Below are 24,524 nucleotides of genomic sequence, written 5' to 3' on the forward strand. Positions count from 1 at the left end.
GGTCTCTTCGGAGACGACGACGGCAAGAGCATCGGTGGTTTCGGTGATGCCGAGCGCCGCGCGGTGACGGGTGCCGAGGTTGCGGTCGGCGGGGTCGGAGGCGAGCGGGAGGACGCAGCCGGCGGCGACGACGCGCTGGTCGCGGATGACGACGGCCATGTCGTGGAGGGGGAGTTGGGGAAGAAGATGCTGGTGAGGAGCTCGGGGAGACGCGGGCATCGACCGGCACGCCGGTTTCGATGACGTCCTGGAGGCCGGTTTCGCGCTCGATGACGACGATGCCGCCGTGGCGGGCGGCGGCCATCCGGCCGGCAGCGCGGGAGACGGCATCGATGACGTCGCCGTATTCGGCGGTGCGGAACCAGCCGGAGAGGCCGGTGCGACCGAGACGGTCGAGGGCGCGGCGGATTTCGGGCTGGAAGATGATGACGGCGCCGACGAGGAGCGCGGTGACGGAGTGCTGGACGAGGAAGTTGATGACGACGAGGTCGAGGACGCGACCGAGCACGACGAAGACGAGGAAGAGCGCGACGACGCCCCGGAGCTGCGTCATCGCGCGGGTGCCGCTGAGGAGGCGGAGGGCGGCGTAAATCAGGACGGCGATGAGAACGACATCGACGGCGCTGGTAAACGTGAACTGGTCGAGGACGTCGCGGACGTGGTCGAGGTCGAACATAGCGGCAGCGGGAGGCCCCGGGGCGTGGGCCGCCTCATCATACGCTGCCGGCGGGGAACGGCGGGTTCAGCGCTCGACCTGGCGGTCGGCGCCGAGGAGGAAGGCGACGACGGCCGCCTGGGCCCAGACGCGGTTCTCGGCCTGGTCGAAGATGATGGACGACGGGGATTCGAAGACGTCGTCGGTGATTTCTTCACCGCGGTGGGCAGGCAGGTCGTGCATGATGAAAGCGCCGGGCTTTGCGTGGGCGACGAGCCCGGCGTTGAGCTGGTAGGCGGCGAAATCGATTTTGCGGCGCTCGGCTTCGCGCTCCTGGCCCATGGAGGTCCAGACGTCGGTGTAGAGGGCTTCGGCGCCGCGCACGGCTTCGACGGGGTCGGTTGTGGCGCGGAAGCTTCCGCCGGAGGCGGCGGCACGGGCGGAGGCTTCGGTCATGGCCCATTCGGGGAGCTGGTAGCCGTGCGGCGAGGCGATGCGAACGTCCATGCCGAGGGCGGCGGCGGTGATGACGAGGCTCGTGGAGACGTTGTTGCCGTCGCCCACGAAGGCAAGGGAGCGGCCGCGGAGGTCGCCCATGTGCTCGCGCAGGGTGAGGAGGTCGGCGAGGGCCTGGCAGGGGTGCTCCTCGTCGGTGAGGGCGTTGATGACGGGAATGGAGGAGAAGCGGGCGTACTCTTCGATGATCGACTGGCCGTAGGTGCGGACGGCGACGATATCGACGTAGCGCGCGAGGACGCGCGCGACATCGCGGATGGCTTCGCGTTCGCCGAGGCCGACCTCGCGGGGGTCGAGGTACATAGTGAACGCGCCGAGGTGGTCCATGGCGATTTCGAAGCTGACGCGCGTGCGGAGGGAGGCTTTTTCGAAGAGGAGGGCGAGGTGTTTGCCGGTCAGGATTTTCTGCGGGCGGCGCTTGAGCGCGGCAGCGAGGTCGAGCAGGTAGGAAACTTCGTCGGCGGAAAGGTCGGCGGAGCTGAGGAGGTGGCGGGGCGTGTGCATCGTCGGAAGTATAGGAAGCGCGGCGGCTTATGTCCGATCGGTGCTGCGCCGGTTGAGGGCGCGTGACGATAGTGATGACAGGAGGGTATCGCCGTGGAGGAGCGCAGGCTGCTGCAGCCGACGTGGGCCGCGAAGTTTGCCGAGGGGAAGATGTTCCGGAAGCTGGAGTGCGACCGGTGTGGAGCGCGGTTCCAGTTCGGGGAGCGGCCGCGGGTGACGCGGGTGCCGCGCTGCCCGGCGTGCGGGTCGCTGAGCAGCCACCCGCGGGCGGCGTGAGGGGAGGGGATTCCGCATTGGGCCGGCTTTGCTACGATGAAGGCGGACAGGGGTGTAGCTCAGCTGGTAGAGCATCGGTCTCCAAAACCGAGTGTCGCGGGTTCGAGTCCTGCCACCCCTGCCAGGTCTCCCGGCGCCGACCCTCAGGCGCTTGCCGCATGGCGGGGAGGGTTCGTAGGATGTGGATTGCGTTGCCCGGGTGGTGGAATGGCAGACACGCTGTCTTGAGGGGGCAGTGCCGTACAGGCGTGTGAGTTCAAATCTCACCCTGGGCACCAAACGCAACAATTGCCGGCGCCATGGCCAAGTGGTAAGGCAGAGGTCTGCAAAACCTTCACCGCCGGTTCGAATCCGGCTGGCGCCTCCAGACCTCTCCGAAGGCTCCGACCATGGGGCCTTTTTGTTGCCCGGCGCCGATCGCGCTGATGAGCGGGAGCGGGTAGGATGCGGCCGGCGTTCCAAACGCGAAGGAGGTTCGACCCATGAGAGGGTTGCGCGGCGAGGCGGCGATCGTCGGCATCGCCGAGTTCGCGCCGGTTCGGCGGCCGGACCGGACCTGGATGGGGCTGGAGGCGTACGCCGAGCTGGCGCGGCTCGCGCTCGAGGACGCGGGCTTCACCCATGATGACGTCGACGGGCTGATGACCGGCCATGTGGCGGAGTCGGGCGGGCTGTTCGCGCCGGGCCACCTGACGGAGTACCTGGGGATTGGTTCGCACCTCTCCGAAGTGGTGGACCTCGGCGGGGCGACGGGCGCAGGCGCGGTCCTCCGGGCGGCGATGGCGATCGAGCTGGGGCTGTGCGAAACCGCGCTCTGCATCGTGCACACCCTGCCGCGGCCGAAGAATCCGAAGGGCGGCGGCCCGACGTTCCGGATGGGCGCGTGGGGCTCGCCGATGGGCGAATTCGACTATCCATTCGGCGCCGTGGGCCAGAACTATGCCTACGCGATGATTGCGAACCGGTACGCCTATGAATACGGACTGACGGATGAGCAGCGGGCGAAGGTGGCGGTCGACCAGCGGACGAACGCGGCCGCGAACCCGAAGGCGGTCTTCCGCGACCCGATCGACATCGACGATGTGCTGAACTCGCCGGTGATCGTGGACCCCCTGCACATGCTGGAGATCGTGATGCCGTGCTTCGGGGGCGCTGCGGTGGTGGTGACGTCGAAGGAGAAGGCGAAGCGGGCGAAGCACCGGCCGGCGTACATCATCGGCGCCGGCGAAAACACGACCCACCTCTCGGTGACCTACGACCCGAGCTTCACGGAGACGCCGATCAAGGCGGCAGCCGACCGGGCGTTCGCGATGGCCGGGGTGAAGCGTTCGGACATCGACCTGGCGTCGCTCTACGACTGCTACACGATCACCGTGCTGCTGACGCTGGAGGATACGGGCTTCTGCGGAAAGGGCGAGGCCGGGAAGTTCGTGGAAGAGCACGACCTGACGTATCGCGGGGATTTCCCGATGAATACGCACGGCGGGCAGCTGAGCTTCGGGCAGGCCGGGATGGCCGGCGGCATGTCGCACATCACGGAGGCGTACCTGCAGATGACCGGCCGGGCCGGCGAGCGGCAGCTGCGGCGGTGCGACACCGTGTTCGTCCACGGCAACGGCGGGCTCATGAGCGAGCAGGTCTCGCTGATTCTCCGGGGGAATGACGGGATGCCGACGTACCGTTCGAACATCGAGCCGCTGCCGGTGCCGACGCCGATTTCGCAGCCCTTCTGGGACGGGACGCGGCAGCACCGGCTGCTCATCCAGCGATGCGACGCGGGGCACGTGTTTTTCTACCCGCGGTCGCACTGCCCGCGCTGCCTTTCGAACCGACTGGAGTGGGTCGAGGCCTCGGGCAAGGGGACGCTGTACAGCTACACGGTGGCGCGGCGGCCGACGTCGCCGGATTTCGAGGCGGACGTGCCGTTCGTCATTGCGGTGGTCGAGCTGGACGAAGGGCCGCGGATGACGTCGCGGCTGGTGGAAGTCGACCCGGACGCGGTGCGGATCGGGATGCGGCTCGAGGTGGTCTTCGACGACGTGACGGAGGAGATCACGCTGCCGTACTTCCGGCCGGCCGCAATGTAGGAAGCGGAGGATGGTCGGGGTGCCGCGATTCGAACGCGGGACCTCTTGAACCCCATTCAAGTGCGCTACCAGGCTGCGCTACACCCCGACCCGGGCGGGCTTGGCGCTGCGTGCCGTCCGCGCGCCGTTCCACGCTACACCATACGAAGCGGCGCGCGCGGGGTCAAAGGCAGGGTCACTGGCCTGAGGGGACGGGGCCGGGGTTGAGCGGCCGCCGGCCGTGTCTGCGGCGGGCGGTTCGGGGGCGGGAACGTGGCCGCGGACGGCGCCCCCGGAGCGGATGTCCGCAAGGCGCCGGCCGAAGAGGAGGAGGACGAGCCCGCTCATCGCCATGATGGCGGCGCCAAGGGTGAAAAGGCCGGGACGGATGCCGAGGCCCTGCACGAGGAAGCCGGCGAGGATGGCGCCGAGGGGGATGAGGCCCCTGTCGAGGCTGAGCAGCGACATGACGCGGCCGTGCATCTCCGGCGTGCTGTTGGAGAGCAGGATACCGTTGGTGAAGGCCATGTAGGTGACGGTCATGCTGCCCGCGACCGCCAGGAGCAGGGCGGTGAGCCAGGTGTTCTGCTGGAGCGAGATGGCGACGAGGGCGGCGCCGAAGACGAGCATGTTGATCGCGAGCTGGAGGCCGGGCCGGGCGATGTTCGATTTCCAGGCAACGAACAGGGACCCGGCGAAGGCGCCGACGCCGGTCGCGCCGGCAAGGAAGCCGACCCCGGAATCGCCGAGGTCGAGTGTTTTCTTCGCGAGGAGGGGGACGAAGACCTGCTGATAGGGGAAGCCGAAGATGAACAGGATGAGGGAGAGGCCGGTGACGACGAACAGCACCGGCTGGCTGGCAACGTAGCGGAAGCCCTCGGCGAGGTCGGCGAACAGGCCCGAATCCTTCCGGCGGCGGGATGTGCCGTCATCGTCGAAGCGCATGAGGAGGGTGGTGAGGATGACGAGGAGGTAGATGCCGGCCGTGATGAGGTAGACGCCGCCGACGGAGGTGACGACGAGGAGGGCGCCGGCGATGGCGCCGCCGCCGATGCGCATGAAGCTGAGCGCGGTGGAGTTGAGGGCGACAGCGTTGAGCAGGTCCTCGGGCGGGACGGTGCGGGGGATGAGCGACTGGCGGACGGGCTGGTTGAAGGCCATGGCGGTGCCGGCGACGCCCGCGGTGAGGAAGACGTGCCAGACTTCGACGATGCCGGCGACGGCGACGATGCCGATGAACAGGTGGCAGGCGGTGGAGGCGCACTGGGTGACGGTCAGGATGCGCTTCCGGTCGTAGCGGTCCGCCACGGCGCCGGCGATGAGCCCGAAGAGGAGGATGGGCGCGAGGCGGGTCGCGATGACGAGCGAGAGCATGACCGCGGAATCGGTGAGGTCGAGGATGAGGACGGCGCGGGCGACCTGGTCCATCCAGAGCGTGGCGGAATGGCCGGTTTGGCCGAGCCAGAGGAGCCGGTAGTTGCGGTGGCGGAGGGCGCGGAAGGTGGTGTCGGCGCCGGGGAGGCGGGGCATACCGGGAATCGTACGTTTACGCGAGGGTGAGGGGAAGGAGTTGGGAGCTGGGAGTCAGAGGTCGAGTTCGATGCCAACGGGACAGTGGTCGGAGCCCATGACCTCGGGCTGGATGAAGGCGCGGCGGACGCGCGGCATGAGGTCTTCGGAGACGAAGACGTAGTCGATGCGCCAGCCGACGTTGCGGGCGCGGCGGTCGCGCCACGGGTCCCAGTAGGTGTAGGCGTCGCGCTGGTCGGGATGGAGGGCGCGGAAGGTGTCGACGTAGCCGTTTTCGATGATGCGCGTAATCCAGGCGCGCTCTTCGGGGAGGAAGCCGGTGCCTTTGAGGGCCTCCTGCGGGCGGGCGACGTCCATTTCGGTGTGGGCGATGTTGAAGTCGCCCATGAAGACGAGGGAGCGGCCCTGGCTGCGGAGGTGGTTGACGTGGGCGAGGAAGGCTTCGTAGAACTCGAACTTGTAAGCGAGGCGGTCCTCGCCACGGCCGGCGTTGGGGTAGTAGGATGTGAGGAGGGTGAACTCCGGGTAATCGGCCTGGATGACCCGCCCTTCGATGTCGAAGCGTTCGATGCCGAGCCCAAGGCGGACTTCGAGCGGCTCGGGTTTGGAGAGCAGGAGCGCCCCGCTGTAGCCGGCCCGCTGGGCCGGGTGCCACCACGACCGGTAGCCGAGGTCGGTCCAGGGCTCGCCGTCGAGCTGGTCAGGGGTGGCCTTGACTTCCTGGAAGCCGGCGATATCCGGCGCGGTGGTCTGGAGCCACGCCTGGAGGTGGCCGCCTTTGAGGGCGGAGCGGATGCCGTTTACGTTCCAGGAGCAGATGGTGAGGGCGGCCACGGCGAAAGTTGACCCGAATCCGGGGCAGCGGGCAAGGCGCGGCTCGGGGACATGCCGGGCGGTGATGACGGGTTCACCCTGATCGGTTCGTTCATACGGAGCGGACGATACTTATGCAGAGAAAGGAGCGAAGCTATGACGACGTGTCCGGTATGCATGGCGCGGTTCGCCGCTGCCGGGGCCGCCGAGCGGAAGTGGCTGGAGTGGCACATGGCGCGGTCGCACGGCATCCAGCGGATGCAGCTCGTGGCCGGCTGGCCCGCAGCGGCGGCGCACGGCCCCGGCCAGTCTGCCGCGTAGGTCAGGCGAAGACGCGGGCGAAGATAACCGCTGCCGAGGCGACGATGGTAACGACGGCGTACTCGGCGGCGGTGGCCCATTCGAGGTCGTGGTCGAGGAGGTGGTGGACGATGCCGGTTGCGAGGTAGAAGGCGATGATGAGGAGGGCGCCGGCGAGGAGGCCATCGAGCGGGAAGAAGTAGAGCGCGAGGCGGAGTTCGGCGAGCGAAATGCCGATGGCGATGGAAACGAGGACGGAGCTGGGGCCGGTGAGCCGGCTTTCGCGGAGGAGTTCGAGGGCGAGGAGCATGCTCGCCGCGCCGACGGCGGCGCTCGCGAGGGGAGGGGTCGTCGCGGGTGAAGAGGACGGCGTAGAAGGAGAAGGCGACGAGGTAGGTGGCGACCGCCATGACGAGGCGGAAGGGACCGTAGAGGCGGGCGCGGACATCGACGGTCTGGTATTCGCCGAAGGCGACGGCGCCGACGGTGAGCGCGGCGAAGGCGGCGAGCGCAGGGCGGGCATAGCCTTCGACGGCGTGGTCGATGAACAGGGCTGACCCGAGGACGCCGAGGGCCGGAAGGAAGGTGTAGACGAGCGCATCGACGGGGCCGCCGGACCAGCCGGGATGGCGGCGGACGATGCCGTCGGTGGCGAAGGCGACGAGCACGGCGGTGAGCCAGGGAGCCAGGGAGTTCGGGGCGGAGGGTGACGGAGGCGATGAGGCCGCCGGCCGCGACGAGGGTCAGGAGGACGACGCGCGCCAGCGTTCCGCCATCGTTCGCCGTGGGCATGGAGTGCACGGCCAGGAGGCTACTCCGCGGCGAAGGTCGGCTCTTCGAGGCCGTAGATTTCGGCGGCGTTGCGCCACCAGAGCCGCTCCTGCTCGTCTTCGGTGAGGCCGAGCTGCTCGTACATGGCGTCGAAGCGGCGGATGTGCTCGGCGATTTCGTCCATGCCGCAGTCGCTGCCCCAGACGAGTTTTTCGACGCCGAACTCGCCCCGGGAGTTGGCGGCGAGGAGCTTGCGTTCGACGAGGTGGCGCTCGATGGTTTCGCCGCCGCTCATGTCGAACCAGACGTTGTGACGCCAGCGGGCGACAGAGGCGGCGTAATCGTAGTTGCCCTGGTTGCCGACGTGGGCGCCAATGATTTTGAGCTTCGGGAAGCGGTTGGCGATGGTATCGAGGTGGAGCGGGGACATGCGCGTCGCTGAGACGTTGCGCGGGGGCATGCGGCTCTGCATGGCCATCATGCGCTGGTAGGCCTGCGCGGCGGCGGCGGAGCGGCGCGGGTGGGTAATGGAGTAATCGAGGCCGCCGCCGATGACGCCGATGTGGAAGAGGATGGGCATGCCGAGCTGTTCGGCCTTCGCATAGGTGGGGAGGTAGTCGGGTTCGTCGTAGGGGCGGGCGACGCCGATGAGCTTGAGACCCCGGTAGCCCATGTCGTAGAGCTGCTGGACCTCGGCGGGGCCGATTTCTTCCGGGTCGATGACGGCGACCGGGATGAAGAGGTCGCGGTACTTTTCGAGGATCTCCATGCCGCGCTCGTAGGTGGGGCCGAAGCGGCCGCCGGTGAGCATGCAGCCCTTCGTGATGCCGACGCGGACGGCGATGTCGGCGAGGCGGTCGACCATCGGGGCCTGGTCTTCGTCGGGGTTCTCCCAGTTGCGCGGGAAGTGGATGTGGACGTCGAAGATTTTTCTCATGGGCTGGCCGACCGGGGCATGGGGCTCGTGCGAGTGTAGCACCCGGCCCCGCGTAGGCTCACCGAGCGGTTCAGGAAGGGATCGGGTAGGCTCGTGGGGATGCGATCGCGTCCGTTCGTCGCCCTCTACGTAGCGGTCTTCGTGGCGACGATGGGGATTTCGATGGTGAGCCCGCTGCTGCCCGTGTACGCGGAGGAGCTGGGCGCGACGGGCATCTGGCTCGGCCTGACGTTTTCGGTCTTCGCCATCGTGCAGACGTTCGTGGGGCCGTTCGCGGGGCGGCTCTCGGACCGGTACGGGCGGAAACCGTTCATCGTGGCGGGGCTGCTGGTCTACCTGGTGGCGGCGCTGGGGTATCTGACGGCGCAGAGTTTCTACCAGGTGATTGCGTTCCGGGCGTTCTCCGGGCTGGGCACGAGCCTGATCTTCTCGGTGGCGCGGGCGTACGTGGGCGACCTGACGCCGCGGGGGCAGGAGGGGAGGTGGCTGGGGGTATTCGCGACGGCGGACATCGTCGGGTTCGGCACGGGCCCGCTGGTGGCTGGCGTGCTGCGCGAGGTGCTGGGCTTCCGGTCGGTATTCGTTGCGATGGCGTCGATGATGGCGCTCTCGGCGCTGGTGCTGACGATGTGGCTGCCGCGGCACAGCCCGGCCGAGCTGGAGCGGCGGGCGACGCGGCGGGCCGGGGGGACGGTCGAGCGGACGGACCGGTCGTTCCGGGAGGCGCTGAGCGACCGCGTGGTGCTGGCGGTGACGCTGCACGCGGGGATGGTGGCGGTGGCGGCGGGGGCGAGCCTGAGCTTCCTCGCGCTGCGGCTGGAGCAGGGCATCGGCGCGACGCCGATCATGATCGGCATCGCGTTCGCGACGCAGGACATCACGGGCGGGCTGGCGCAGCCGATCCTCGGCCGCATCGCGGACCGGCGGGACCGGCGGCTGCTGGTGGCGGGCGGGCTGGCGGCGTACGCGGCGCTGCTGGCGAGCCTCGGCATCGTGCCGAACTATGGCGCTGCGGTGGCGGTGCTGCTGGCGATGGGGGCGACGAGCTCGCTCTCGATGGTCTCGGCTGGCGCGATCCAGGTGGTGGCCGGGCGGCGTGCCGGGATGGGGACCGTCCTCGGGCTGAGTTCGGCGTCGAACGGCATCGGCATCGTGGCGGGGTCGCTGCTTTCGGGCGCGGTGGTGTCGCTGTTCGCGCTGGAGGGGCGTTCTTCTTCGGCGGCGCGATCATGGCGGCCGGCATCCCGGCGTTCCTGTGGCTGACGCGCGGCGCGGCGGTCGCGGAGCCGGTCAGCCGTCGCGGGGCGCATGGGGAGGCAGAGGCGGAGGCGGCGGGCTGAGCCGGCCGCGGACCCGGGTACCATTGCGGCATGGCTGAGGGGGATTCGGCCGGGTTCGACGGGGCGTACGTGCCGCCGCCGGGGACCGTGTTCGCCGAGGTGGCAGTCCACACGACGCAGCCGGCGCGGCGGCCGTTCACCTACGCGATCCCGCCGGGCATGCGGGTCGAGCCGGGGATGGCGGTGTTCGCGCCGTTCGGGCCGCGCATCGTGCAGGGGATCGTGCTCGCGGTGACGGACCGGAGCGAGGTCGAGGCTGTGCGGCCGGTGTCCGCGGTGATGGACCCGGAGCCGCTGCTGGACCCGGCGCGGACGGAGCTGGCGCGCTGGATGGCGGAGGAGTACCTCGCGCCGCTGTGGGAGTGCGTGGCGTGCTTCCTGCCGGCGGGGTTCGGACAGAAGCCGGTGACGATGGTCTCGCCGGTCGAGGTGCCCCCGCTGCTGCCGGTCGACCCGAAGGACCGGGCGATCCTCCAGTTCCTCGCGGAGCACGGGCAGGTGACGCTGGATGAGCTGCGGGAGGGCGTGGGGCAGGTGCAGATGGCAACCCTCCAGCGGCTGCAGGAGAGCGGGCACCTCACCGTGGCGCAGGGGCTGGCCCGGCCGGCGGGCCGGCCGAAGTTCGAGCGGCGGGTCGCGCTGGCTGTCCCGGCCGGGCGGGCGCGGGAGGAGGCGGCGGCGCTGCTGGAGCGCGCGAGCGGTCGGTGGAGGGCCGGCTGCTGGCGCGGCTGAGCGAGGCGGGCGATATCCCGCTGAGCGAGGCGCGGGCGCTGGGCGCGGCGCCGGCGCACCTCGAGCGGCTGGAGGGCCGGGGACTCATCCGGCGGTACGAGCGGCGGGTGGAGCGTGACCCGGCGGCGGCAGTCCGGGGCGGGAGCAGCCCGCCGCCGGTGCTGACGCCGGAGCAGGCGGCAGCGGCGGAGACGGCGTGGGCGTCCCGGGTGACGCTGCTACACGGCGTGACCGGCGCGGGGAAGACCGAGGTCTACCTCGACCTCGTGCGGCGGACGCTGGCCGAGGGCCGGGGCGCCATCGTGCTGGTGCCGGAGATTTCGCTGACGCCGCAGGCGATTCGGCGGTTCGGCGAGCGGTTCGGAGATGAGCTGGCGGTGTTCCATTCGAAGCTCTCAACCGGGGAGCTGTACGACCAGTGGTTCCGGGTGCGCCGCGGCGAGGCGCGGCTGGTGCTGGGCTCGCGGAGCGCGATCTTCGCGCCGGCGCGGGAGCCGGGGCTCATCGTGCTCGACGAGGAGCACGAGTGGAGCTACAAGCAGGCCGACCCGGTGCCGCGCTACCACGCGCGGGAGGTGGCGCTGCGGCTCGGGGAGCTGACCGGGGCGCGGGTCGTCCTCGGGAGCGCGACGCCGGACGTGGTGACGTACCACCGGGCGGAGACGGGGCAGATCGCGCGGGCGGAGCTGAAGGCGCGGGTGGCGCCGGCGGCCGGCGGGGGCTGACGGAAGGCGCGCTGCCGGACGTCGAGGTGGTGGACATGCGGGAAGAGCTGCGGGCCGGCAACCGGAGCATGTTCAGCCGGGCGCTGCGGCAGGCGGTGCGGCAGGCGCTGGCCGCGGGGAGCAGGCGATCCTGTTCGTCAACCGGCGCGGCTCGGCGCGGTTCGTGCTCTGCCGGGATTGCGGCTACCTGCCGCTCTGCCCCTCCTGCGAGGTGGCGATGAGCCTCGACCAGGAGGCATCGATCCACGCGATGCTGCGCTGCCACCATTGCGGGCGGACGCGCCGGCTGGAGGACCGCTGCCCGAAGTGCGACAGCCTGCGCTACCGGCCGTTCGGGGTGGGCACGCAGCGGGTCGAGGCAGAGGCGCGAGCGGTGTTCGCCGGCGCGCGGGTGGCGCGCTGGGACAGCGACACGGCGCGGGGAAGAGACGCGCACGCGCGGATGGTGGCAGAGCTGGAGGCGGGCGCGATCGACATCGTGGTCGGGACGCAGCTGCTGGCGAAGGGGCTCGACCTGCCGAAACTGACGACGGTCGGCGTGGTGGACGCGGACGTCGGCCTCAGCCTGCCGGACTACCGGGCGGCCGAGCGGACGTTCCAGCTGCTGAGCCAGGTGGCCGGGCGGGCCGGGCGGCGGGACCGGCCGGGGCAGGTGGTCATCCAGACGTATGAGCCGGAGGCGCCGCCAATCGTCGCGGCGGCGGCGCACGATTACCGCGGCTTCTACGAGGCCGAAATCGCGCACCGGCGGCGGGCAGGCTATCCGCCGTTCAGCCGGCTCGTGCGTCTCATCTACCGGCACCCGAACCTCGAGGCGGGGCTGGAGGAAGCCAGCCGGGTGGCGAGCGAGCTGCGGGTGCTGCGCGACGCCGCCGGGCGGGCGGAGCCGGACATCCTCGGGCCGACGCGGCCGTTCATCCCGCGGGTGCGGGGCGAGCACCGGTGGCAGATTCTACTGCGGGGGCGGCGGCCGGCAGCGCTCGTGGCGGAGGTGCGGCTGGGCGAGCGGTGGGCAGTCGACGTCGACCCGGGGAGCCTGCTGTGACGGTTTGGAAGGCGCGAACCTTCGCCCGCTGAAGGCCGTGCTGGTATCCTGCCATGCCAGCCGGGCCCGCAGGCCCGGTGCGCGAAGGGATGGTTCGGCATGGACCAGGAACTGAAGCCGTGGTCGCGGCTCGCCCTGATCTTCCCCGGGCAGGGCTCGCAGCACGTTGGCATGGGAGAGAAGCTGGCGCAGGTCTCGCGGGCGGCGCGGGAGGTGTTCCGGCGCGCGGATGAGCTGCTGGAGCGGAATCTCTCGAAGCTCTGCTGGGAGGGCCCGGCAGAGGAGCTGGAATCGACGCGGAATCAGCAGCCGGCGAGCTTCGTCACATCGATCGCGTGGCTGGAGGCGCTGAAGGAGCGCTGGGCGGCGATCGGGCGGCCGTTCCAGCCGTACCTGTTCGCCGGGCACTCGATGGGCGAGTTCACGGCGGCGGTGGCGGCGGAGTCAATCACGTTCGAAGACGGCCTCCGGCTGGTGGAGGCGCGGGGCCGGCTGATGGAGGAGGCGGGGCAGGAGAACCCCGGCGGGATGGCCTCCATCCTCGGGCTGCCGGAAGAGAAGGTGCTCGAAATCTGCGCGGAGGCCTCGAAGGAGGGGTACGTCGGGCTCGCGAACGCCAACTGCGAGGGCCAGAGCGTGATTTCGGGCTACCTGAAGCCGCTGAAGCTGGCGATGGAGCTGGCGGAGAAAGCCAAGGCGCGGCGCGTCGTGCGGCTGCCGATTTCGATCGGGTCGCACTCGCCGCTGATGGCGAAGGCGAGCGAAGGCATGGCGGCGCTCCTCGACCGGGTGAAGGTGATGGACCCGATCCGGCCGCTGGTTGGGAACGTGAACGCGGACCTGCTGCGGACGGGCGCGGAGGTTTGCCACGAGCTGAAGGAGCAGCTGACGCACGGTGTGCAGTGGCAGAAGACGATCGAGCGGATGCGCGATGAGGGGGCGGATATGTTCCTCGAGGTCGGGCCGGGGTCGGTGCTGACGAAGCTCGTGCGGCGGATCGACTACAGCGTGAACAGCGTGGCGATCAGCGATGAGTACGAGGGGCTGCTGACCGAGCGGTGGGCGCTGGTGGAGGCGGCAGCCCGATGAGCCGGCGGGTGGTGGTGACCGGGGTCGGCGCCGTGACGGCGGTGGGCCACACGGCGGAGGAGACCTGGCAGGCGATGCTGGCCGGCCGGAGCGGCATCGGCCCGATTACGCTGTTCGACCCGGAGCCGTACCCGGTCCGCATCCAGGCGGAGGTGAAGGGCTACGAGCTGGGCAGCCGGGTGGACCCGAAGCAGCAACGGTACATGAACCGGTCGGTGACGTTTGGGGTTGGCGCGGCGCTGGACGCCCTGGCCGACAGCGGGCTGGAGATTACCGAGGAGAACGCCGACATGGTGGGCGTCATCTTCGGGTCGGGCGCCGGCGGCACGGACATGATCCTCGAGCACCAGCGCATCCTCGAGGAGAAGGGGCCGCGGCGGATTACGCCGTTCCTCGTGGCGAACTTCATCCCGGATGCGGCGAGCGGCCACATCGCGATTGCGACAGGCGCGCGGGGGCCGAACCTCGCGCCGGTCGCCGCCTGCGCAACCGGCGCTGCCGCCATCGGCGAGGCCTTCGAGACGATCCGGCGCGGCGACGCGGACGCGATCATCACCGGCAGCTCGGAGGCGGTGCTCCTGCCGATCTACCACGCGACGTGGTGCTCGATGCGGGCGCTGGCGAGCGACAACGAGCACCCGGAGCGGGCGCTCAAGCCGTTCGACCTGAACCGGGACGGCTTCGTGGCGGGTGAAGGGGCGTGCGGGATGGTGCTCGAGGAGTATGAGCACGCAAAGGCCCGCGGCGCTCGGATCTACTGCGAAGTCATCGGCTACGGGGCCTCGAACGATGCGTACGACATGATTGCGCTGCACGAGACGGGGCGCGGGCTGAAGCGGGCAGTGGTCGCGGCGATCCGGAAGGCCGGCATCGACCCGGCGGAGATCGACTACATCAACCCGCACGGGAGCGGGACGCCGCTGAACGACCGGGTGGAGACGCTGGTTTTCAAGGACGTGATGGGCGAGGCGGCGTACCGGGCGGCGATTTCGTCGGTGAAGCCGATTACGGGCCACTGCATGGGCGCCAGCGGGTCGGTGGAGGCGCTGGCCTGTGTGATGGCGATCCGCGACCAGAAGGTGGCGCCGACCATCAACTACACGACGCCCGACCCGGAGTGCGACCTCGACTACGTGCCGAACGTCGCGCGGGAGATGCCCGTCCGGGTGGCGATGACGACGTCGGTGGGGCTGGGCGGCCACAACGCGTGCCTGATATTCCGGAAGGTCGACTGACCGGGGAGATGCCTGTGAGGCGAGCACTGGTGACCGGCGTGGGGGCCATCACGCCGATTGGACTGACCGCGCACGAGTTCTGGGAGAACCTCGTCGCGGGCGTTTCCGGCGCCGGGCCGATCACGCGGTTCGATACGGCGGATATGCCGGTGAAGATCGCGACCGAGGTGAAGGGTTTCGAGCCCGGGAAGTACATGGACACGAAAGAGGCGCGGCGGATGTCGCGGTTCGCGCAGTTCGCGGTGGCCGCGGCGAAGCTGGCTGCCGAGGATGCGGGCCTGGTGCTGACCGACGAGGAGCGGCGCCGGGCGGGTTCGGCGATTGCGACGGGCGCGGGGGCGCCATCGACACGATGGAAGAGGTGCTGGTGCTGAAGGAGCGGGGACCCGGCCGGGTGAGCCCGTTCTACGTGCCGACGATGGCGCCGAACATGGGCGCCTGCCGGTGTCGATGCACCTCGGGCTGCGGGGCCCGGCGATGGCGAGCGTGGCAGCCTGCGCGAGCGGGCTGTACAGCTACCTCGAAGCGAAGCAGCTGATCGCCTCCGGGCGGTGCGATGTGGTGCTGGCGGGCGGGACGGAGGCGGCGCTGCACCCGCTGCCGATCGCGGCGCTCGCCAATATGAAGGCGCTGAGCCGCCGGAACGACGAGCCGGAGAAGGCGAGCAGGCCGTTCGACCGCGACCGGGACGGGTTCGTGTTCGGGGAGGGCGCCGTCGTGATGGTCATCGAGTCGGAGGAGCGGGCGAAAGCGCGGGGGCGCGCGTCTACGCCGAGCTGGCGGGCGGCGGGCTGAGCTGCGACGCGTACCACATCACGGCGCCGCTGGAGGATGGCTCGGGGGCGTGCGATGCGATGACCGAGGCACTGCGGGACGCGGGCATGGCGCCGGAAGACGTGGACTACATCGCGGCGCACGGGACGGGGACGCCGCTGAACGACGTCGCCGAGACGAAGGCGATCAAGCTGGCCTACGGGGAGCACGCGCGGCGGCTCGCGGTGAGCTCGCCGAAGTCGATGGTGGGGCACCTGCTCGGGGCGGCCGGCGCGGTCGGCGCGCTGGCGGCAGCGCTGGCGGTGTACCATGACGTGGCGCCGCCGACGATCAACCTCGAGAACCCGGACCCGGAGTGCGACCTCGACTACGTGCCGCTGAAGGCGCGGGCGATGCGCATCCGCGCCGCGGCGGCGAACGGGTTCGGCTTCGGGGGCCAGAACGGCTCGGTGATCTTCCGCAAGTACGAGGGCTGACGTAGCCTAGCGGACACCCGGCAGCGCACAGCACGAAGAGGGGAGCAATCGCCAATGGCAACAGTGTTCGAACGAGTCCGCGATGTGGTGGTGCGGCAGCTGAAGGTGAGCCCGGACGAAGTCACGCCGGAGGCGAGCCTCGTCGACGACCTGCGGGCCGACTCGCTCGATATCGTCGACCTGACGATTGCGATCGAGGAGGAGTTCGCGGACCAGGCGGAGTTCGAAATCCGCGACGAGGACGCCGAGAACATCAAGACGGTGCAGGACATCATCGACTTCCTGGCGCACCAGGGCATCCACTAGTCCGCGGCGGGCCGGGGGCTCCACGGGGCGGCGGAGCGGTCAGCCGCCAGCAAGGGCGCGGAGCTTCTGGACGATGCCGGGGAGGACGTCGAGGACGCGCTCGATTTCGGCGTCGGTGGTGTGGCGGCCGAGGGTGAGGCGGAGCGAGGCGTGGGCGAGGTCGCGGTCGATGCCCATGGCGGTCAGCACGTGCGAGGGCTCGAGCGAGCCCGTGGTGCAGGCGGAACCGCTGCTGGCGGCGATATCGGCCAGGTCGAGGGCGAGGAGGACGCTCTCGCCCTCGACGTTCCGGAAGCAGCAGGAGAAATGGTTCGGCAGGCGCCGCTCCGGGTCGGCTGGCCCGGTGATGACGGTATCCGGGATGCGCTCGGGGAGTTCGTAGAGGAGCCGGTTGCGGAGGCGGCCGACGCGGGCGTTGAATTCCTCGCGCTCCTGCCAGGCGAGCTGCATGGCGGCGGCGAGGCCGACGATGCCCGGCACGTTTTCGGTGCCGGCGCGTCGCTCCTTCTCCTGGCTGCCGCCGAGGATGAGGGGCTGCCACGGGGTGCGGTTCTTGATGTAGAGGAGGCCGACGCCTTTCGGGCCGTAGATTTTGTGGCCGGCGAGGCTGAGGAGGTCGACGCCGAGCCGGGAAGGGGTGATGTCGAGGGAGCCGGCGGCCTGCACGGCGTCGGTGTGGACGACGACGCGGGGATTGCGCTCGCGGGCGATGCGGGCGGCCTCGGCGACGGGCTGGATGGTGCCGACCTCGTTGTTGGCGGTCATGATCGAGACGACGACCGTTTCGGGGCCGACGGCTTCGGCAAGGGCTTCGAGCGAGACGACGCCGTCGCGGTCGACGGGCAGGTAGGTGGCGCGGAAGCCTTCGCGCTCGAGCTGTTCGACCGTGTGGAGGACGGCGTGGTGCTCGATGGCGGTGGTCACGATGTGGTTGCCGCGGCCGCGGGCGCGCTGGGCGAAGGCAGCGCCGCGGATGGCGGCGTTATCGGATTCGGTGCCGCCGGAGGTGAAGACGATCTCGCGGGGCGAAGCGCCGAGGAGGTCGGCGACGGTCTTCCGCGCGGCGTCGAGCGCCTGCCGGGCCTGCTGGCCTTCGAGGTAGATGCTGGAGGGGTTGCCCCAGTGCGTGGTGAGGAAGGGGAGCATCGCTTCGACGACGCGCGGGTCTGGCGGGGTCGTCGCAGCGTGGTCGAGGTAGATGCGCGGCATGGAAACAGGGTAGCGGATGGCGGGGGCGGACGTTCACGGGGTCGGCGGACGTGGTATGCTGAGAGGCGGCAATTCCATCCGGGAGTGGGCCCCGCGCCCACTTTTTGTTGAGAGCATGAAAAACGAACTGTTGTTGGCGCTGAACCAGCTGGCGGCGGAGAAGAACCTCCCGCCGGAGACGGTGTACGAGGCGGTGGAGGCTGCCCTGACGTCGGCCTTCCGGCGGGAAGAGGACGACGCGCCGAACATGTACGTGAAGATCGATGCGCGGAACGGCGAGATCCGGGCGTACCGCCAGATGATCGTCGTAGAGCAGGTGGAAGACCCGCGCGTCGAGATGAGCGTGGAGGAGGCGCGCCGCTGGAAGAAGGACGCGCGGCCGGGCGACGTGCTGGACTTCGAAGAGGAGATCCCGAAGAACGCGGGCCGCATCGCGGCGCAAACGGCGAAGCAGGTGGTGCTGCAGCGGCTGCGCGAGGCGGAGCGGGACGCGATCTACGAGGAGTACATTTCGAAGGTCGGCGAGCTGATCGTCGGGACGGTGCAGAAGGCGGAGGCCCGCCAGATCATCATGGACCTCGGGCGCGGGACCGAGGCGGTGCTGCCGGCGAGCGAGCAGGTGCGGAACGAGCACCTGCGGCCGGGGCAGCGGGTGCGGGTGCTGGTCGTCGAAGTGAACAGGGCCTCGAAGGGGCCGCAGATCGTGGTGAGCCGGGCGCACCGGAACCTGCTGCGGCGGCTGTTCGAGATGGAAGTGCCGGAAATCAAGAGCGGCACGGTGGAGATCAAGAGCATCGCGCGCGAGGGCGGGCACCGGAGCAAGATTGCGGTATGGGCCCGGAACCCGGCGATCGACCCGATCGGTGCGTGCGTGGGCGTGCGCGGCACGCGCATCCAGAACATCGTCAATGAGCTGAACGGCGAGCGGATCGATGTCATCAAATGGGACCCGGACCCGGCGAAGTTCGTCTCGAACGCGCTGAGCCCGGCGCAGGTGACAGAAGTCGAGATCGACCCGGAGGAGCGCCTCGCGCGGGTGGTAGTGCCGGACAAGATGATGTCGCTGGCGATCGGCAAGGACGGCCAGAACGCGCGCCTGGCGGCGAAGCTGACCGGCTGGCGGATCACCGTGCTGAGCGAATCGGCGAAGGAGCGCCTGGAAGCTGGCGAACCGGAGACGCCGATGGCGTTCGAGCCGTACGCGCCGGGCGAAGCGCCGGACATCGACATCCTGCACGCGGCGGAGCAGGTGGCGGCAGCGGCCGAGGAGGCTGCGGCGGCCCAGCCTGTGGCGTCGGCCGTCACCGAGCAGCCGCGGGTCCAGCCCGAGCCGGAGCCGGTGGAGGAAGAGGAAGAGATCTCGTTCGCCTCGATCGTCGAGTCGATCCCGGTGCCCCGCGGGGAAGAGCGGGAATCGGAGGATTACGGCGAGGACGAGGACGAAGAGTACGAGATTCCCGCTGCGATCATCGAGGAGGAGCGGCCGTCGTCGATCCGGTTCGCGGAGGATGTCCTGCCGCGGCGGGAGGAGGAAGACGAGCCGCTGCCGAAGAAGGCGGCGGGGAAGAAGGGCAAGCGCGCGCCCCGGTACTACGACGAGGGCGACGACATGGAAGACATCGACTACGCGGGCCGGATTCACTGATGCCGGGCTGCGGGTCGCGAGCGCGGGGAGGTGTTCGCCATCACGACGGGGGTTCGGCCACGGAGGCAGCCGCAGCGGACGTGCATCGCCTGCCGCACTGAGCAGGGGAAGCGGGAGCTGGTGCGGCTCGTTCGCACGCCGGAGGGGCGGGTGCGGGTCGACCCGACGGGGAAGGCGAACGGCCGCGGGGCCTACCTCCATCCCTATCGCGAGTGCTGGGAGAAAGCGCTCCGAGGGGGTACGATAAAGAATGCACTGAAAATTACCCCGGCCGTGGACGATATCGAAGCCCTGCGGGCCTTCGGGTTGGCGTTGCCGGCGAAGGAAGGCGATAGCGTATGACGGCAAAGAGTTCGACCCAATCGCGCGTGACCATCCCGGCCGCCCTGACGGTGCGGGAGCTGGCGGAGCTGCTGCGCGTATCGCCGGTGGAAGTCATCAAGCGGCTGATGACGAACGGGGTGATGGCGAACCAGAACCAGACGATCGACTACGACACGGCGGCGATCGTCGCGGTGGAGCTGGGGTTCGAGCCGGAGCCGGAAGCGGCGGCCGCGCCTGAGCCGGGCGCGCCGCTCGTGGAGCCGGAGGAGGAGCCGGACGACCCGGCATCGCTCAAGCCGCGGCCGCCGGTCGTGACCATCCTCGGGCACGTCGACCACGGGAAGACGAGCCTGCTCGATGCCATCCGCAAGACGCGGGTGGCGGCAGGCGAGGCCGGGGGCATCACGCAGCACATCGGCGCGTACCAGGTCGAGCGGGACGGTCACCTGATCACGTTCATCGATACACCGGGCCACGCGGCGTTCACGGCGATGCGGGCGCGCGGCGCCCAGGTGACGGATATCGCAGTGCTGGTGGTGGCGGCGGATGACGGCGTGATGCCGCAGACGGTGGAGGCGATCAACCACGCGAAGGCGGCCGAGGTGCCGATCATCGTCGCGATCAACAAGATCGACCTCCCGGCGGCGAACCCGGACCGGGTGAAGCAGCAGCTGACGGAGCACAACATCGTCGTCGAGGAGTACGGCGGCGATACGGTCTGCGTGCCGGTTTCGGCGGCGACGGGGCAGGGCATCGGCGACCTGCTGGAGGCGATCAACCTCGTCGCGGAGATCAGCGAACTGAAGGCGAACCCGAACCGGCCCGCCTCGGCGGTCGTCATCGAGGCGGAGCTGGACCCGAGCCGCGGGCCGGTGGCCACGGTGCTCGTGCAGCGCGGGACGCTGCGGCAGGGCGACGCGGTCGTGGTGGGCGAGACGAGCGGCAAGGTCCGGGCGATGCTGGACGACCGCGGCCGGCGAATCAAGGAGGCCGGGCCTTCGACGCCGGTGGTCATCCTCGGGCTCGAGGACGTGCCGGAGGCCGGTGAGCGGCTGCGCGCGGTGGCCGATGAGAAGCTGGCGCGGCAGATCGTGGAAGAGCGGCGGCGCCGGCGCGAGGCGCAGGAGCAGACGCAGCATGCGCGGGTGAACCTCGACACGCTCTTCAACGAGATCAGCGCCGGGAAGCTGAAGGAGCTCATCATCATCCTGAAGACGGACGTGCGCGGGAGCGCGGAGGCGATCAAAGGCGCGCTGGAGCGGCTGAGCACGCAGGAAGTGAAGCTGAAGATCATCCACGCAGCGACGGGCCCGGTGACGGACAGCGACGTGATGCTGGCGGAGGCGTCGAACGGCATCATCATCGCGTTCAACACGCGCATCGAACCGAGCGCGAAGAAGCGCGCGGAGGCCGCGGGCATCGAAATCCGGAGCTACAACATCATCTACCAGGTGCTCGAGGACGTGGAGAAGGCGCTCCAGGGCATGCTCGAGCCGGTGTACCAGACGGTGGTCGACGGCCACGCGGAAGTCCGCGCGGTCTTCAAATCGAGCCGCGTCGGGCAGATCGCGGGCAGCTACGTCACCGACGGCGTGGTGCGGCGCGGGTCGCTGGCGCGCGTGCTCCGGGGCAAGGAGGAGGTGGCGAAGGGCCGCTGCGAGGGGCTGAAGCGCTTCCAGGACGACGTCCGCGAAGTGCAGACCGGCTACGAATGCGGCATCGTCATCTCCGGGTTCGACAAGTTCCAGGTCGGCGACATCATCGAGTTCTACCACGAAGAGCGGGTGAGCTGACGCCGCGGAGGGCGCGATGACGATGCGCACGACGCGCGTGGGCGAACTGCTGCGCGCCGAGATTTCGGAGCTGCTGCTGCGGGGGTGAAAGACCCCGGGTCGGCCGCGGGATGGTCACGATCACGGAGGTGCAGGTCTCGCCGGACCTGCGGCGGGCGGTGGTGTACGTCTCCCACCTGGGCACGGAGGCGGAGCGCGCGGAGGCGATGGAGGGGCTGCAGCATTCGGCGCCGTTCCTGCACCGGGAGCTCGTGCACCGGCTCTCGCTGCGGAACGTTCCGGAGCTGGTGTTCCGGTTCGACCCCTCGATCGAGCGGGGCGCGCGGCTGGCGGAGCTGATCGAGCAGGTGCGGGCGGAGCGGCGTGGCGAGGAAGCGGGCGAGTAGCGGGCTCGACGGCCTCGTGCTGGTCGACAAGCCGGCGGGGTGGACGAGCCACGATGTGGTGGCGAAGGCGCGCCGGCTCTTCGGGCAGCCGCGCATCGGGCATACGGGGACGCTGGACCCGTTCGCGACGGGACTGCTGGTGCTGTGCCTGGGCCAGGCGACGCGGCTCGCGGAGTACCTGACCGCGCACGAGAAGGAGTACGCGGGCGAGATGGCGCTCGGGGTCGAGACCGACACGGGGGATGGGGACGGCGAGGCGGTCTTCCGGGCCCCGGTCCCGGACCTCGGGCCAGCCGACCTCGAGCGGCTCGCAGCCGGGTTCACGGGGCGGCTCGCGCAGGTGCCCCCGGCGCACAGCGCGGTGAAGGTCGGGGGCAGCGGGCGTATGCGCTCGCCCGGAAGGGGAGGCGGTGGAGCTGGCGCCGCGCGAGGTCGAAATTTTCGCCCTCGCACTGGCACCGGCGGGGCCGGACCGGCTCACGCTGCGGGTGCGGTGCGGGCCGGGCACGTACGTCAGGGCGCTGGCGCGGGACATCGGCCGGGCGATCGGGTGCGGGGCACACCTCGCGGTGCTGCGGCGGACGCGCTCGGGACCGTTCCGGGTGGAGGAGGCGCTCACGATGGAGGCGCTGGAGCAGCTCGCGGCGGCGGGACGGGCCGGGGAGGCGGTGCTGCCGGCCGATGAAGGGATGCTCTGGTGGAGCGCGGCGATCCTGGGGAGGCGGGGGCAGGGGCGTTCACGCGCGGGAATCCGCACCGGGGCGGGGGCTTCCGGGCGCCGGCAGCGCTGGCGCGGGTGTACGACGCGGGGGCGGCTTCCTCGGCGTGGGGAGCGTGGATGGCGCCGGGGTGGTGCGACCGGTGAAGGTTCTTCGCGGGTAATCCCGCGAAATCGTACGTTATGTCGTTTTCAGGTTCATGTTCTTGTTGACAGGTGCAGGGCCGAGGGTGATCATGCTCGGTGGCCGGTTGGTCTGCGCAGCTGCGTAGGCACTCTCACAATTTGGCCGGTGCCGTCGAACGACGGGAGAAGGAGGGTCCACTTGGAAGCCTACTGCCTGAAGTGCCGGGAACGGCGCGAGATGAAGGATCCGAAGGCGATCACGATGAAGAACGGGAAGCCCGCCACCGAGGGAACCTGCCCGGTGTGCGGGACGAAGATGTTCAAGATCGGGAAGGCCTGAGGCCGGGCTTTCCGCACCAGAACCGAACGCGCAGCGAACGCCCGCCGGGCTCCCGGCGGGCGTTCGCTTTGGGATCGGGTCAGGGCTGGGGCTCGAGGTCGGCGGCGAGGAGGCGGAGGACTTCGGCGTGGAGGCGGCCGTTCGTGGCGACAGCGGAATCGCCGAGGCGGGGGTTGCCGTCCCACTGGCTGAAGCCGCCGCCGGCTTCGCGGACGATGGGCTGGAGGGCGGCGGCGTCCCGGTGCTCATATCGGGGTCGAGCATGATCTCGGCGCGGCCGGTGGCGACGAGGAGGTACCCGTAGCAATCGCCCCAGGCGCGGGCGAGGCCGCAGCGCTCGACGAGCGCCGCGTAGCCGCGGGGCCGGCGGGCCGCGGTGCGGGCGAACGACGTCATGGTGAGCGTGGCGTCGTCGAGGCGGTCGACGGCCGAGACGCGGCAGGGTTCGCCGTTGAGGCGCGCACCCCGGCCGAGGGCGGCGGCGACGGTTTCGCCGACGGCGGGACAGGCGATGACGCCGAGGACCGGCTCGCCGTCCTGCTCGAGCGCGACGAGGGTGCCGAAGAGCGGGACGCGGTGGATGAACGACTTGGTGCCGTCGATGGGGTCGACGATCCAGCGGTGCCGGCCGTCGCCGGGGATTCGCCGTACTCTTCGCCGAGGACGCCGAAGCCGGGGGTTTCGCGGGCGAAGAATTCGCGCATGGCGACTTCGGCGCGGCGGTCGGCTTCGGTCACGGGGTGCGATCGGCTTTCCGCTCGACGTCGAAGGGCCCGGCGTAGATGGGCATGATGACGCCGCGGGCGATGTCGGCGGCGCGGAGGGCGATGGCGAGGAGGTCGTCGAGCTCGGCCATCAGCGGACGGCGTCCCCGCGGCGGTAGTCGGCGGTGAGGTCATCGAGCTGCTGCTTCAGGTCGGCGGGGAGCGGCGTTTCGGCGGCCGCGAGGGAATCGGCGAGCTGCTCGGGGCGGCTGGCGCCGATGATCGGGGAGGTGACGGCCGGGTTGGCGAGCACCCAGGCGACGGCCATCTGGGCGAGCGACATGCCGGCCCCGGCAGCGATGGGGCGGAGCGCTTCGACCGTCTGGAACATGCGCTCGTGCCAGTAGCGGTCCTGGTAGATGCGGGCAGCGGTGCCGAGCGTAAAGCGGGAGCCTTCTTCGGGCCCGGCCGAAGGGTTGTGCTTGCCGGTGAGGAGGCCGCCGGCGAGCGGGTTGTAGGGGATGACGCCGATGCCTTCTTCGCGGCAGAGGGGAAGGAGCTCGCGCTCGATTTCGCGGAAGAGGAGGTTGTAGCGCGGCTGGACGGAATCGAAGCGCGCGACACCGAGGACTTCGCTGCGGCCGATGGCGCGGGCGACCTGGTAGGCGAGAAAGTTCGAGCAGCCGATGTACCGGACTTTGCCCCAGCGGACGAGGTCGTCGAGGGCCTTGAGCGTCTCGTCGATCGGTGTCTCGGGGTCGGGACCGTGGAGCTGGTAGAGGTCGATGTAGTCGGTGCCGAGGCGGCGGAGCGACGCGTCGACGGCATCGAGGATGTGCTTGCGGGAGTTGCCGCGGTCCCACGGCGAGGGGCCGACAGGGGCGAAGCACTTCGTCGCGAGGATGATGCGGCTGCGGTTGCCGGTGCGGGCGAGCCAGCGCCCGATGATTTCTTCGGTGCGGCCCTGCGAGCCGGGCGGCGCGCCGAGGGGGTAGACATCGGCGGTGTCGAAGAAGGTGATGCCGCCTTCGAAGGCGCGGTCCATGATGGCGAACGAGGTAGGCTCGTCGCACTGGAAGCCGAAGGTCATGGTGCCGAGGCAGAGGCGGGAGACGGGCAGGCCGGTGCGGCCGAGGCGGGTGTACTGCATGCGGCGATTGTGCCGGAGGCGGACGCCGGTGTCGCGCCC

General features: G+C 70.2%; 22 protein-coding genes, 4 tRNA genes and 11 pseudogenes. 23 read left to right on the forward strand and 14 right to left on the reverse strand.

Annotated features, from left to right (window positions below):
- Nucleotides 1-30 precede the first annotated feature (30 nt).
- From O0235_RS15235 to argF, 3 genes and pseudogenes are all read right to left on the reverse strand, one after another.
- Nucleotides 31-330, reverse strand: a pseudogene (locus tag O0235_RS15235) (diadenylate cyclase); the annotation flags it as partial.
- Between the two features lie 88 nt (nucleotides 331-418).
- Nucleotides 419-676: pseudogene (locus O0235_RS15240) on the reverse strand (hypothetical protein); the annotation flags it as partial.
- A gap of 66 nt (nucleotides 677-742) precedes the next feature.
- Complete coding sequence (argF, locus tag O0235_RS01050) at nucleotides 743-1,675, reverse strand: ornithine carbamoyltransferase (RefSeq protein ID WP_270056753.1); 933 nt, start codon at nucleotides 1,673-1,675, stop codon at nucleotides 743-745.
- A gap of 93 nt (nucleotides 1,676-1,768) precedes the next feature.
- Here argF and O0235_RS01055 point away from each other — a divergent pair, with 93 nt between their 5' ends.
- The 6 genes and pseudogenes from O0235_RS01055 to O0235_RS15245 all read left to right on the forward strand — a co-directional run bounded on the left by O0235_RS01055 (nucleotide 1,769) and on the right by O0235_RS15245 (nucleotide 4,038).
- Entirely contained in the window at nucleotides 1,769-1,951 is a 183-nt protein-coding gene (locus O0235_RS01055; protein WP_270056754.1) for a hypothetical protein, read from the forward strand.
- A gap of 48 nt (nucleotides 1,952-1,999) precedes the next feature.
- Nucleotides 2,000-2,075, forward strand: a tRNA-Trp gene (locus tag O0235_RS01060).
- A gap of 69 nt (nucleotides 2,076-2,144) precedes the next feature.
- Nucleotides 2,145-2,229 (forward strand) — tRNA-Leu (locus O0235_RS01065).
- Nucleotides 2,230-2,244: 15 nt separating this feature from the next.
- A tRNA-Cys gene (locus O0235_RS01070) sits at nucleotides 2,245-2,318 on the forward strand.
- A gap of 115 nt (nucleotides 2,319-2,433) precedes the next feature.
- Nucleotides 2,434-3,609, forward strand: a pseudogene (locus O0235_RS01075) (thiolase family protein); the annotation flags it as partial.
- Nucleotides 3,610-3,618: 9 nt separating this feature from the next.
- Entirely contained in the window at nucleotides 3,619-4,038 is a 420-nt protein-coding gene (locus O0235_RS15245; RefSeq protein WP_373324398.1) for a Zn-ribbon domain-containing OB-fold protein, read from the forward strand.
- An 11-nt stretch (nucleotides 4,039-4,049) separates the two neighbouring features.
- On the opposite strand, the gene O0235_RS01080 is transcribed toward O0235_RS15245, so the two are convergent.
- From O0235_RS01080 to O0235_RS01090, 3 genes are all read right to left on the reverse strand, one after another.
- Nucleotides 4,050-4,126, reverse strand: a tRNA-Pro gene (locus O0235_RS01080).
- Nucleotides 4,117-5,547, reverse strand: coding sequence for an MFS transporter (locus O0235_RS01085; protein ID WP_270056756.1), 1,431 nt, complete (start codon nucleotides 5,545-5,547; stop codon nucleotides 4,117-4,119). The genes O0235_RS01080 and O0235_RS01085 overlap by 10 nt, the downstream gene beginning before the upstream one ends.
- 54 nt (nucleotides 5,548-5,601) lie before the next feature.
- Nucleotides 5,602-6,381, reverse strand: a complete 780-nt coding sequence (locus tag O0235_RS01090; RefSeq protein ID WP_270056757.1) for an exodeoxyribonuclease III — start codon at nucleotides 6,379-6,381, stop codon at nucleotides 5,602-5,604.
- Between the two features lie 135 nt (nucleotides 6,382-6,516).
- Between O0235_RS01090 and O0235_RS01095 the strand changes: the two genes are divergently transcribed.
- Nucleotides 6,517-6,681, forward strand: a complete 165-nt coding sequence (locus tag O0235_RS01095) for a hypothetical protein (protein ID WP_270056758.1) — start codon at nucleotides 6,517-6,519, stop codon at nucleotides 6,679-6,681.
- Nucleotide 6,682: 1 nt separating this feature from the next.
- Here the strand turns inward: O0235_RS01095 and O0235_RS01100 are convergent, their stop codons facing one another.
- The 3 genes and pseudogenes from O0235_RS01100 to O0235_RS01110 all read right to left on the reverse strand — a co-directional run bounded on the left by O0235_RS01100 (nucleotide 6,683) and on the right by O0235_RS01110 (nucleotide 8,368).
- The gene (locus O0235_RS01100; protein ID WP_270056759.1) at nucleotides 6,683-6,970 is read right to left on the reverse strand and encodes a DUF5656 family protein; all 288 of its coding nucleotides are present in this window, start codon (nucleotides 6,968-6,970) and stop codon (nucleotides 6,683-6,685) included.
- 106 nt (nucleotides 6,971-7,076) lie between these two features.
- A pseudogene (locus O0235_RS15250) lies at nucleotides 7,077-7,328 on the reverse strand (DUF5656 family protein); the annotation flags it as partial.
- Between the two features lie 143 nt (nucleotides 7,329-7,471).
- Complete coding sequence (locus O0235_RS01110) at nucleotides 7,472-8,368, reverse strand: amidohydrolase family protein (RefSeq protein WP_270056761.1); 897 nt, start codon at nucleotides 8,366-8,368, stop codon at nucleotides 7,472-7,474.
- A 99-nt stretch (nucleotides 8,369-8,467) separates the two neighbouring features.
- Between O0235_RS01110 and O0235_RS01115 the strand changes: the two genes are divergently transcribed.
- The 8 genes and pseudogenes from O0235_RS01115 (at nucleotide 8,468) to acpP (ending at nucleotide 16,090) form a co-directional block, all read left to right on the forward strand.
- On the forward strand, nucleotides 8,468-9,631 hold the full coding sequence (locus O0235_RS01115; RefSeq protein ID WP_270056762.1) for an MFS transporter: 1,164 nt from the start codon (nucleotides 8,468-8,470) through the stop codon (nucleotides 9,629-9,631).
- A 107-nt stretch (nucleotides 9,632-9,738) separates the two neighbouring features.
- Nucleotides 9,739-10,440, forward strand: a complete 702-nt coding sequence (locus O0235_RS01120) for a primosomal protein N' family DNA-binding protein (protein WP_270056763.1) — start codon at nucleotides 9,739-9,741, stop codon at nucleotides 10,438-10,440.
- The gene (locus O0235_RS01125) at nucleotides 10,413-11,165 is read left to right on the forward strand and encodes a DEAD/DEAH box helicase (protein WP_270056764.1); all 753 of its coding nucleotides are present in this window, start codon (nucleotides 10,413-10,415) and stop codon (nucleotides 11,163-11,165) included. The genes O0235_RS01120 and O0235_RS01125 overlap by 28 nt, the downstream gene beginning before the upstream one ends.
- Nucleotides 11,166-11,289: 124 nt before the next feature.
- Nucleotides 11,290-12,210, forward strand: a pseudogene (priA, locus tag O0235_RS01130) (replication restart helicase PriA); the annotation flags it as partial.
- A gap of 99 nt (nucleotides 12,211-12,309) precedes the next feature.
- Nucleotides 12,310-13,299, forward strand: a complete 990-nt coding sequence (fabD, locus tag O0235_RS01135) for an ACP S-malonyltransferase (RefSeq protein WP_270056765.1) — start codon at nucleotides 12,310-12,312, stop codon at nucleotides 13,297-13,299.
- Nucleotides 13,296-14,534, forward strand: coding sequence for a beta-ketoacyl-ACP synthase II (gene fabF / locus O0235_RS01140; protein ID WP_270056766.1), 1,239 nt, complete (start codon nucleotides 13,296-13,298; stop codon nucleotides 14,532-14,534). The genes fabD and fabF (O0235_RS01140) overlap by 4 nt, the downstream gene beginning before the upstream one ends.
- 8 nt (nucleotides 14,535-14,542) lie before the next feature.
- Nucleotides 14,543-15,784: pseudogene (gene fabF / locus O0235_RS15255) on the forward strand (beta-ketoacyl-ACP synthase II).
- A gap of 54 nt (nucleotides 15,785-15,838) precedes the next feature.
- Nucleotides 15,839-16,090 carry an acyl carrier protein gene (gene acpP / locus O0235_RS01160; protein ID WP_270056768.1) on the forward strand — a complete coding sequence of 84 codons (252 nt, stop codon included), beginning with the start codon at nucleotides 15,839-15,841 and terminating at the stop codon, nucleotides 16,088-16,090.
- Between the two features lie 39 nt (nucleotides 16,091-16,129).
- On the opposite strand, the gene O0235_RS01165 is transcribed toward acpP, so the two are convergent.
- Nucleotides 16,130-17,299, reverse strand: a complete 1,170-nt coding sequence (locus O0235_RS01165; protein WP_270056769.1) for a cysteine desulfurase family protein — start codon at nucleotides 17,297-17,299, stop codon at nucleotides 16,130-16,132.
- 115 nt (nucleotides 17,300-17,414) lie between these two features.
- Between O0235_RS01165 and nusA the strand changes: the two genes are divergently transcribed.
- The 8 genes and pseudogenes from nusA to O0235_RS01195 all read left to right on the forward strand — a co-directional run bounded on the left by nusA (nucleotide 17,415) and on the right by O0235_RS01195 (nucleotide 22,631).
- A complete protein-coding gene (gene nusA, locus O0235_RS01170) occupies nucleotides 17,415-18,944 on the forward strand; it encodes a transcription termination factor NusA (RefSeq protein ID WP_270056770.1) in 1,530 nt (509 codons plus the stop codon).
- A gap of 30 nt (nucleotides 18,945-18,974) precedes the next feature.
- The gene (gene rnpM / locus O0235_RS01175; protein ID WP_444546134.1) at nucleotides 18,975-19,286 is read left to right on the forward strand and encodes an RNase P modulator RnpM; all 312 of its coding nucleotides are present in this window, start codon (nucleotides 18,975-18,977) and stop codon (nucleotides 19,284-19,286) included.
- 26 nt (nucleotides 19,287-19,312) lie between these two features.
- Nucleotides 19,313-21,061: pseudogene (gene infB / locus O0235_RS01180) on the forward strand (translation initiation factor IF-2); the annotation flags it as partial.
- A 101-nt stretch (nucleotides 21,062-21,162) separates the two neighbouring features.
- Nucleotides 21,163-21,447: pseudogene (rbfA, locus tag O0235_RS01185) on the forward strand (30S ribosome-binding factor RbfA); the annotation flags it as partial.
- Between the two features lie 58 nt (nucleotides 21,448-21,505).
- A pseudogene (truB, locus tag O0235_RS15260) lies at nucleotides 21,506-21,814 on the forward strand (tRNA pseudouridine(55) synthase TruB); the annotation flags it as partial.
- A gap of 121 nt (nucleotides 21,815-21,935) precedes the next feature.
- Nucleotides 21,936-22,082, forward strand: a pseudogene (locus O0235_RS15265) (tRNA pseudouridine(55) synthase TruB); the annotation flags it as partial.
- Nucleotides 22,083-22,144: 62 nt separating this feature from the next.
- Complete coding sequence (locus tag O0235_RS01190) at nucleotides 22,145-22,312, forward strand: hypothetical protein (protein ID WP_270056772.1); 168 nt, start codon at nucleotides 22,145-22,147, stop codon at nucleotides 22,310-22,312.
- Between the two features lie 145 nt (nucleotides 22,313-22,457).
- A complete protein-coding gene (locus O0235_RS01195) occupies nucleotides 22,458-22,631 on the forward strand; it encodes a DUF5679 domain-containing protein (RefSeq protein WP_506005448.1) in 174 nt (57 codons plus the stop codon).
- Between the two features lie 79 nt (nucleotides 22,632-22,710).
- Here O0235_RS01195 and O0235_RS01200 read toward each other — a convergent pair whose 3' ends face one another.
- From O0235_RS01200 to O0235_RS01210, 4 genes and pseudogenes are all read right to left on the reverse strand, one after another.
- Nucleotides 22,711-22,938: an inositol monophosphatase family protein gene (locus O0235_RS01200; RefSeq protein WP_270056773.1), complete on the reverse strand. Its 228-nt coding sequence runs from the start codon at nucleotides 22,936-22,938 to the stop codon at nucleotides 22,711-22,713.
- Nucleotides 22,939-22,946: 8 nt separating this feature from the next.
- Nucleotides 22,947-23,378 (reverse strand): annotated as a pseudogene (locus O0235_RS15270) (inositol monophosphatase family protein); the annotation flags it as partial.
- Nucleotides 23,365-23,487: a hypothetical protein gene (locus O0235_RS01205; protein ID WP_270056774.1), complete on the reverse strand. Its 123-nt coding sequence runs from the start codon at nucleotides 23,485-23,487 to the stop codon at nucleotides 23,365-23,367. The gene O0235_RS01205 and the pseudogene O0235_RS15270, both read right to left, overlap by 14 nt.
- Complete coding sequence (locus tag O0235_RS01210; protein ID WP_270056775.1) at nucleotides 23,487-24,485, reverse strand: aldo/keto reductase; 999 nt, start codon at nucleotides 24,483-24,485, stop codon at nucleotides 23,487-23,489. Before O0235_RS01210 ends, O0235_RS01205 begins: the two co-directional genes overlap by 1 nt.
- Nucleotides 24,486-24,524 lie beyond the last annotated feature (39 nt).

Origin of the sequence: Tepidiforma flava (assembly GCF_027594505.1) — a bacterium.
Lineage (GTDB): Bacteria > Chloroflexota > Dehalococcoidia > Tepidiformales > Tepidiformaceae > Tepidiforma > Tepidiforma flava.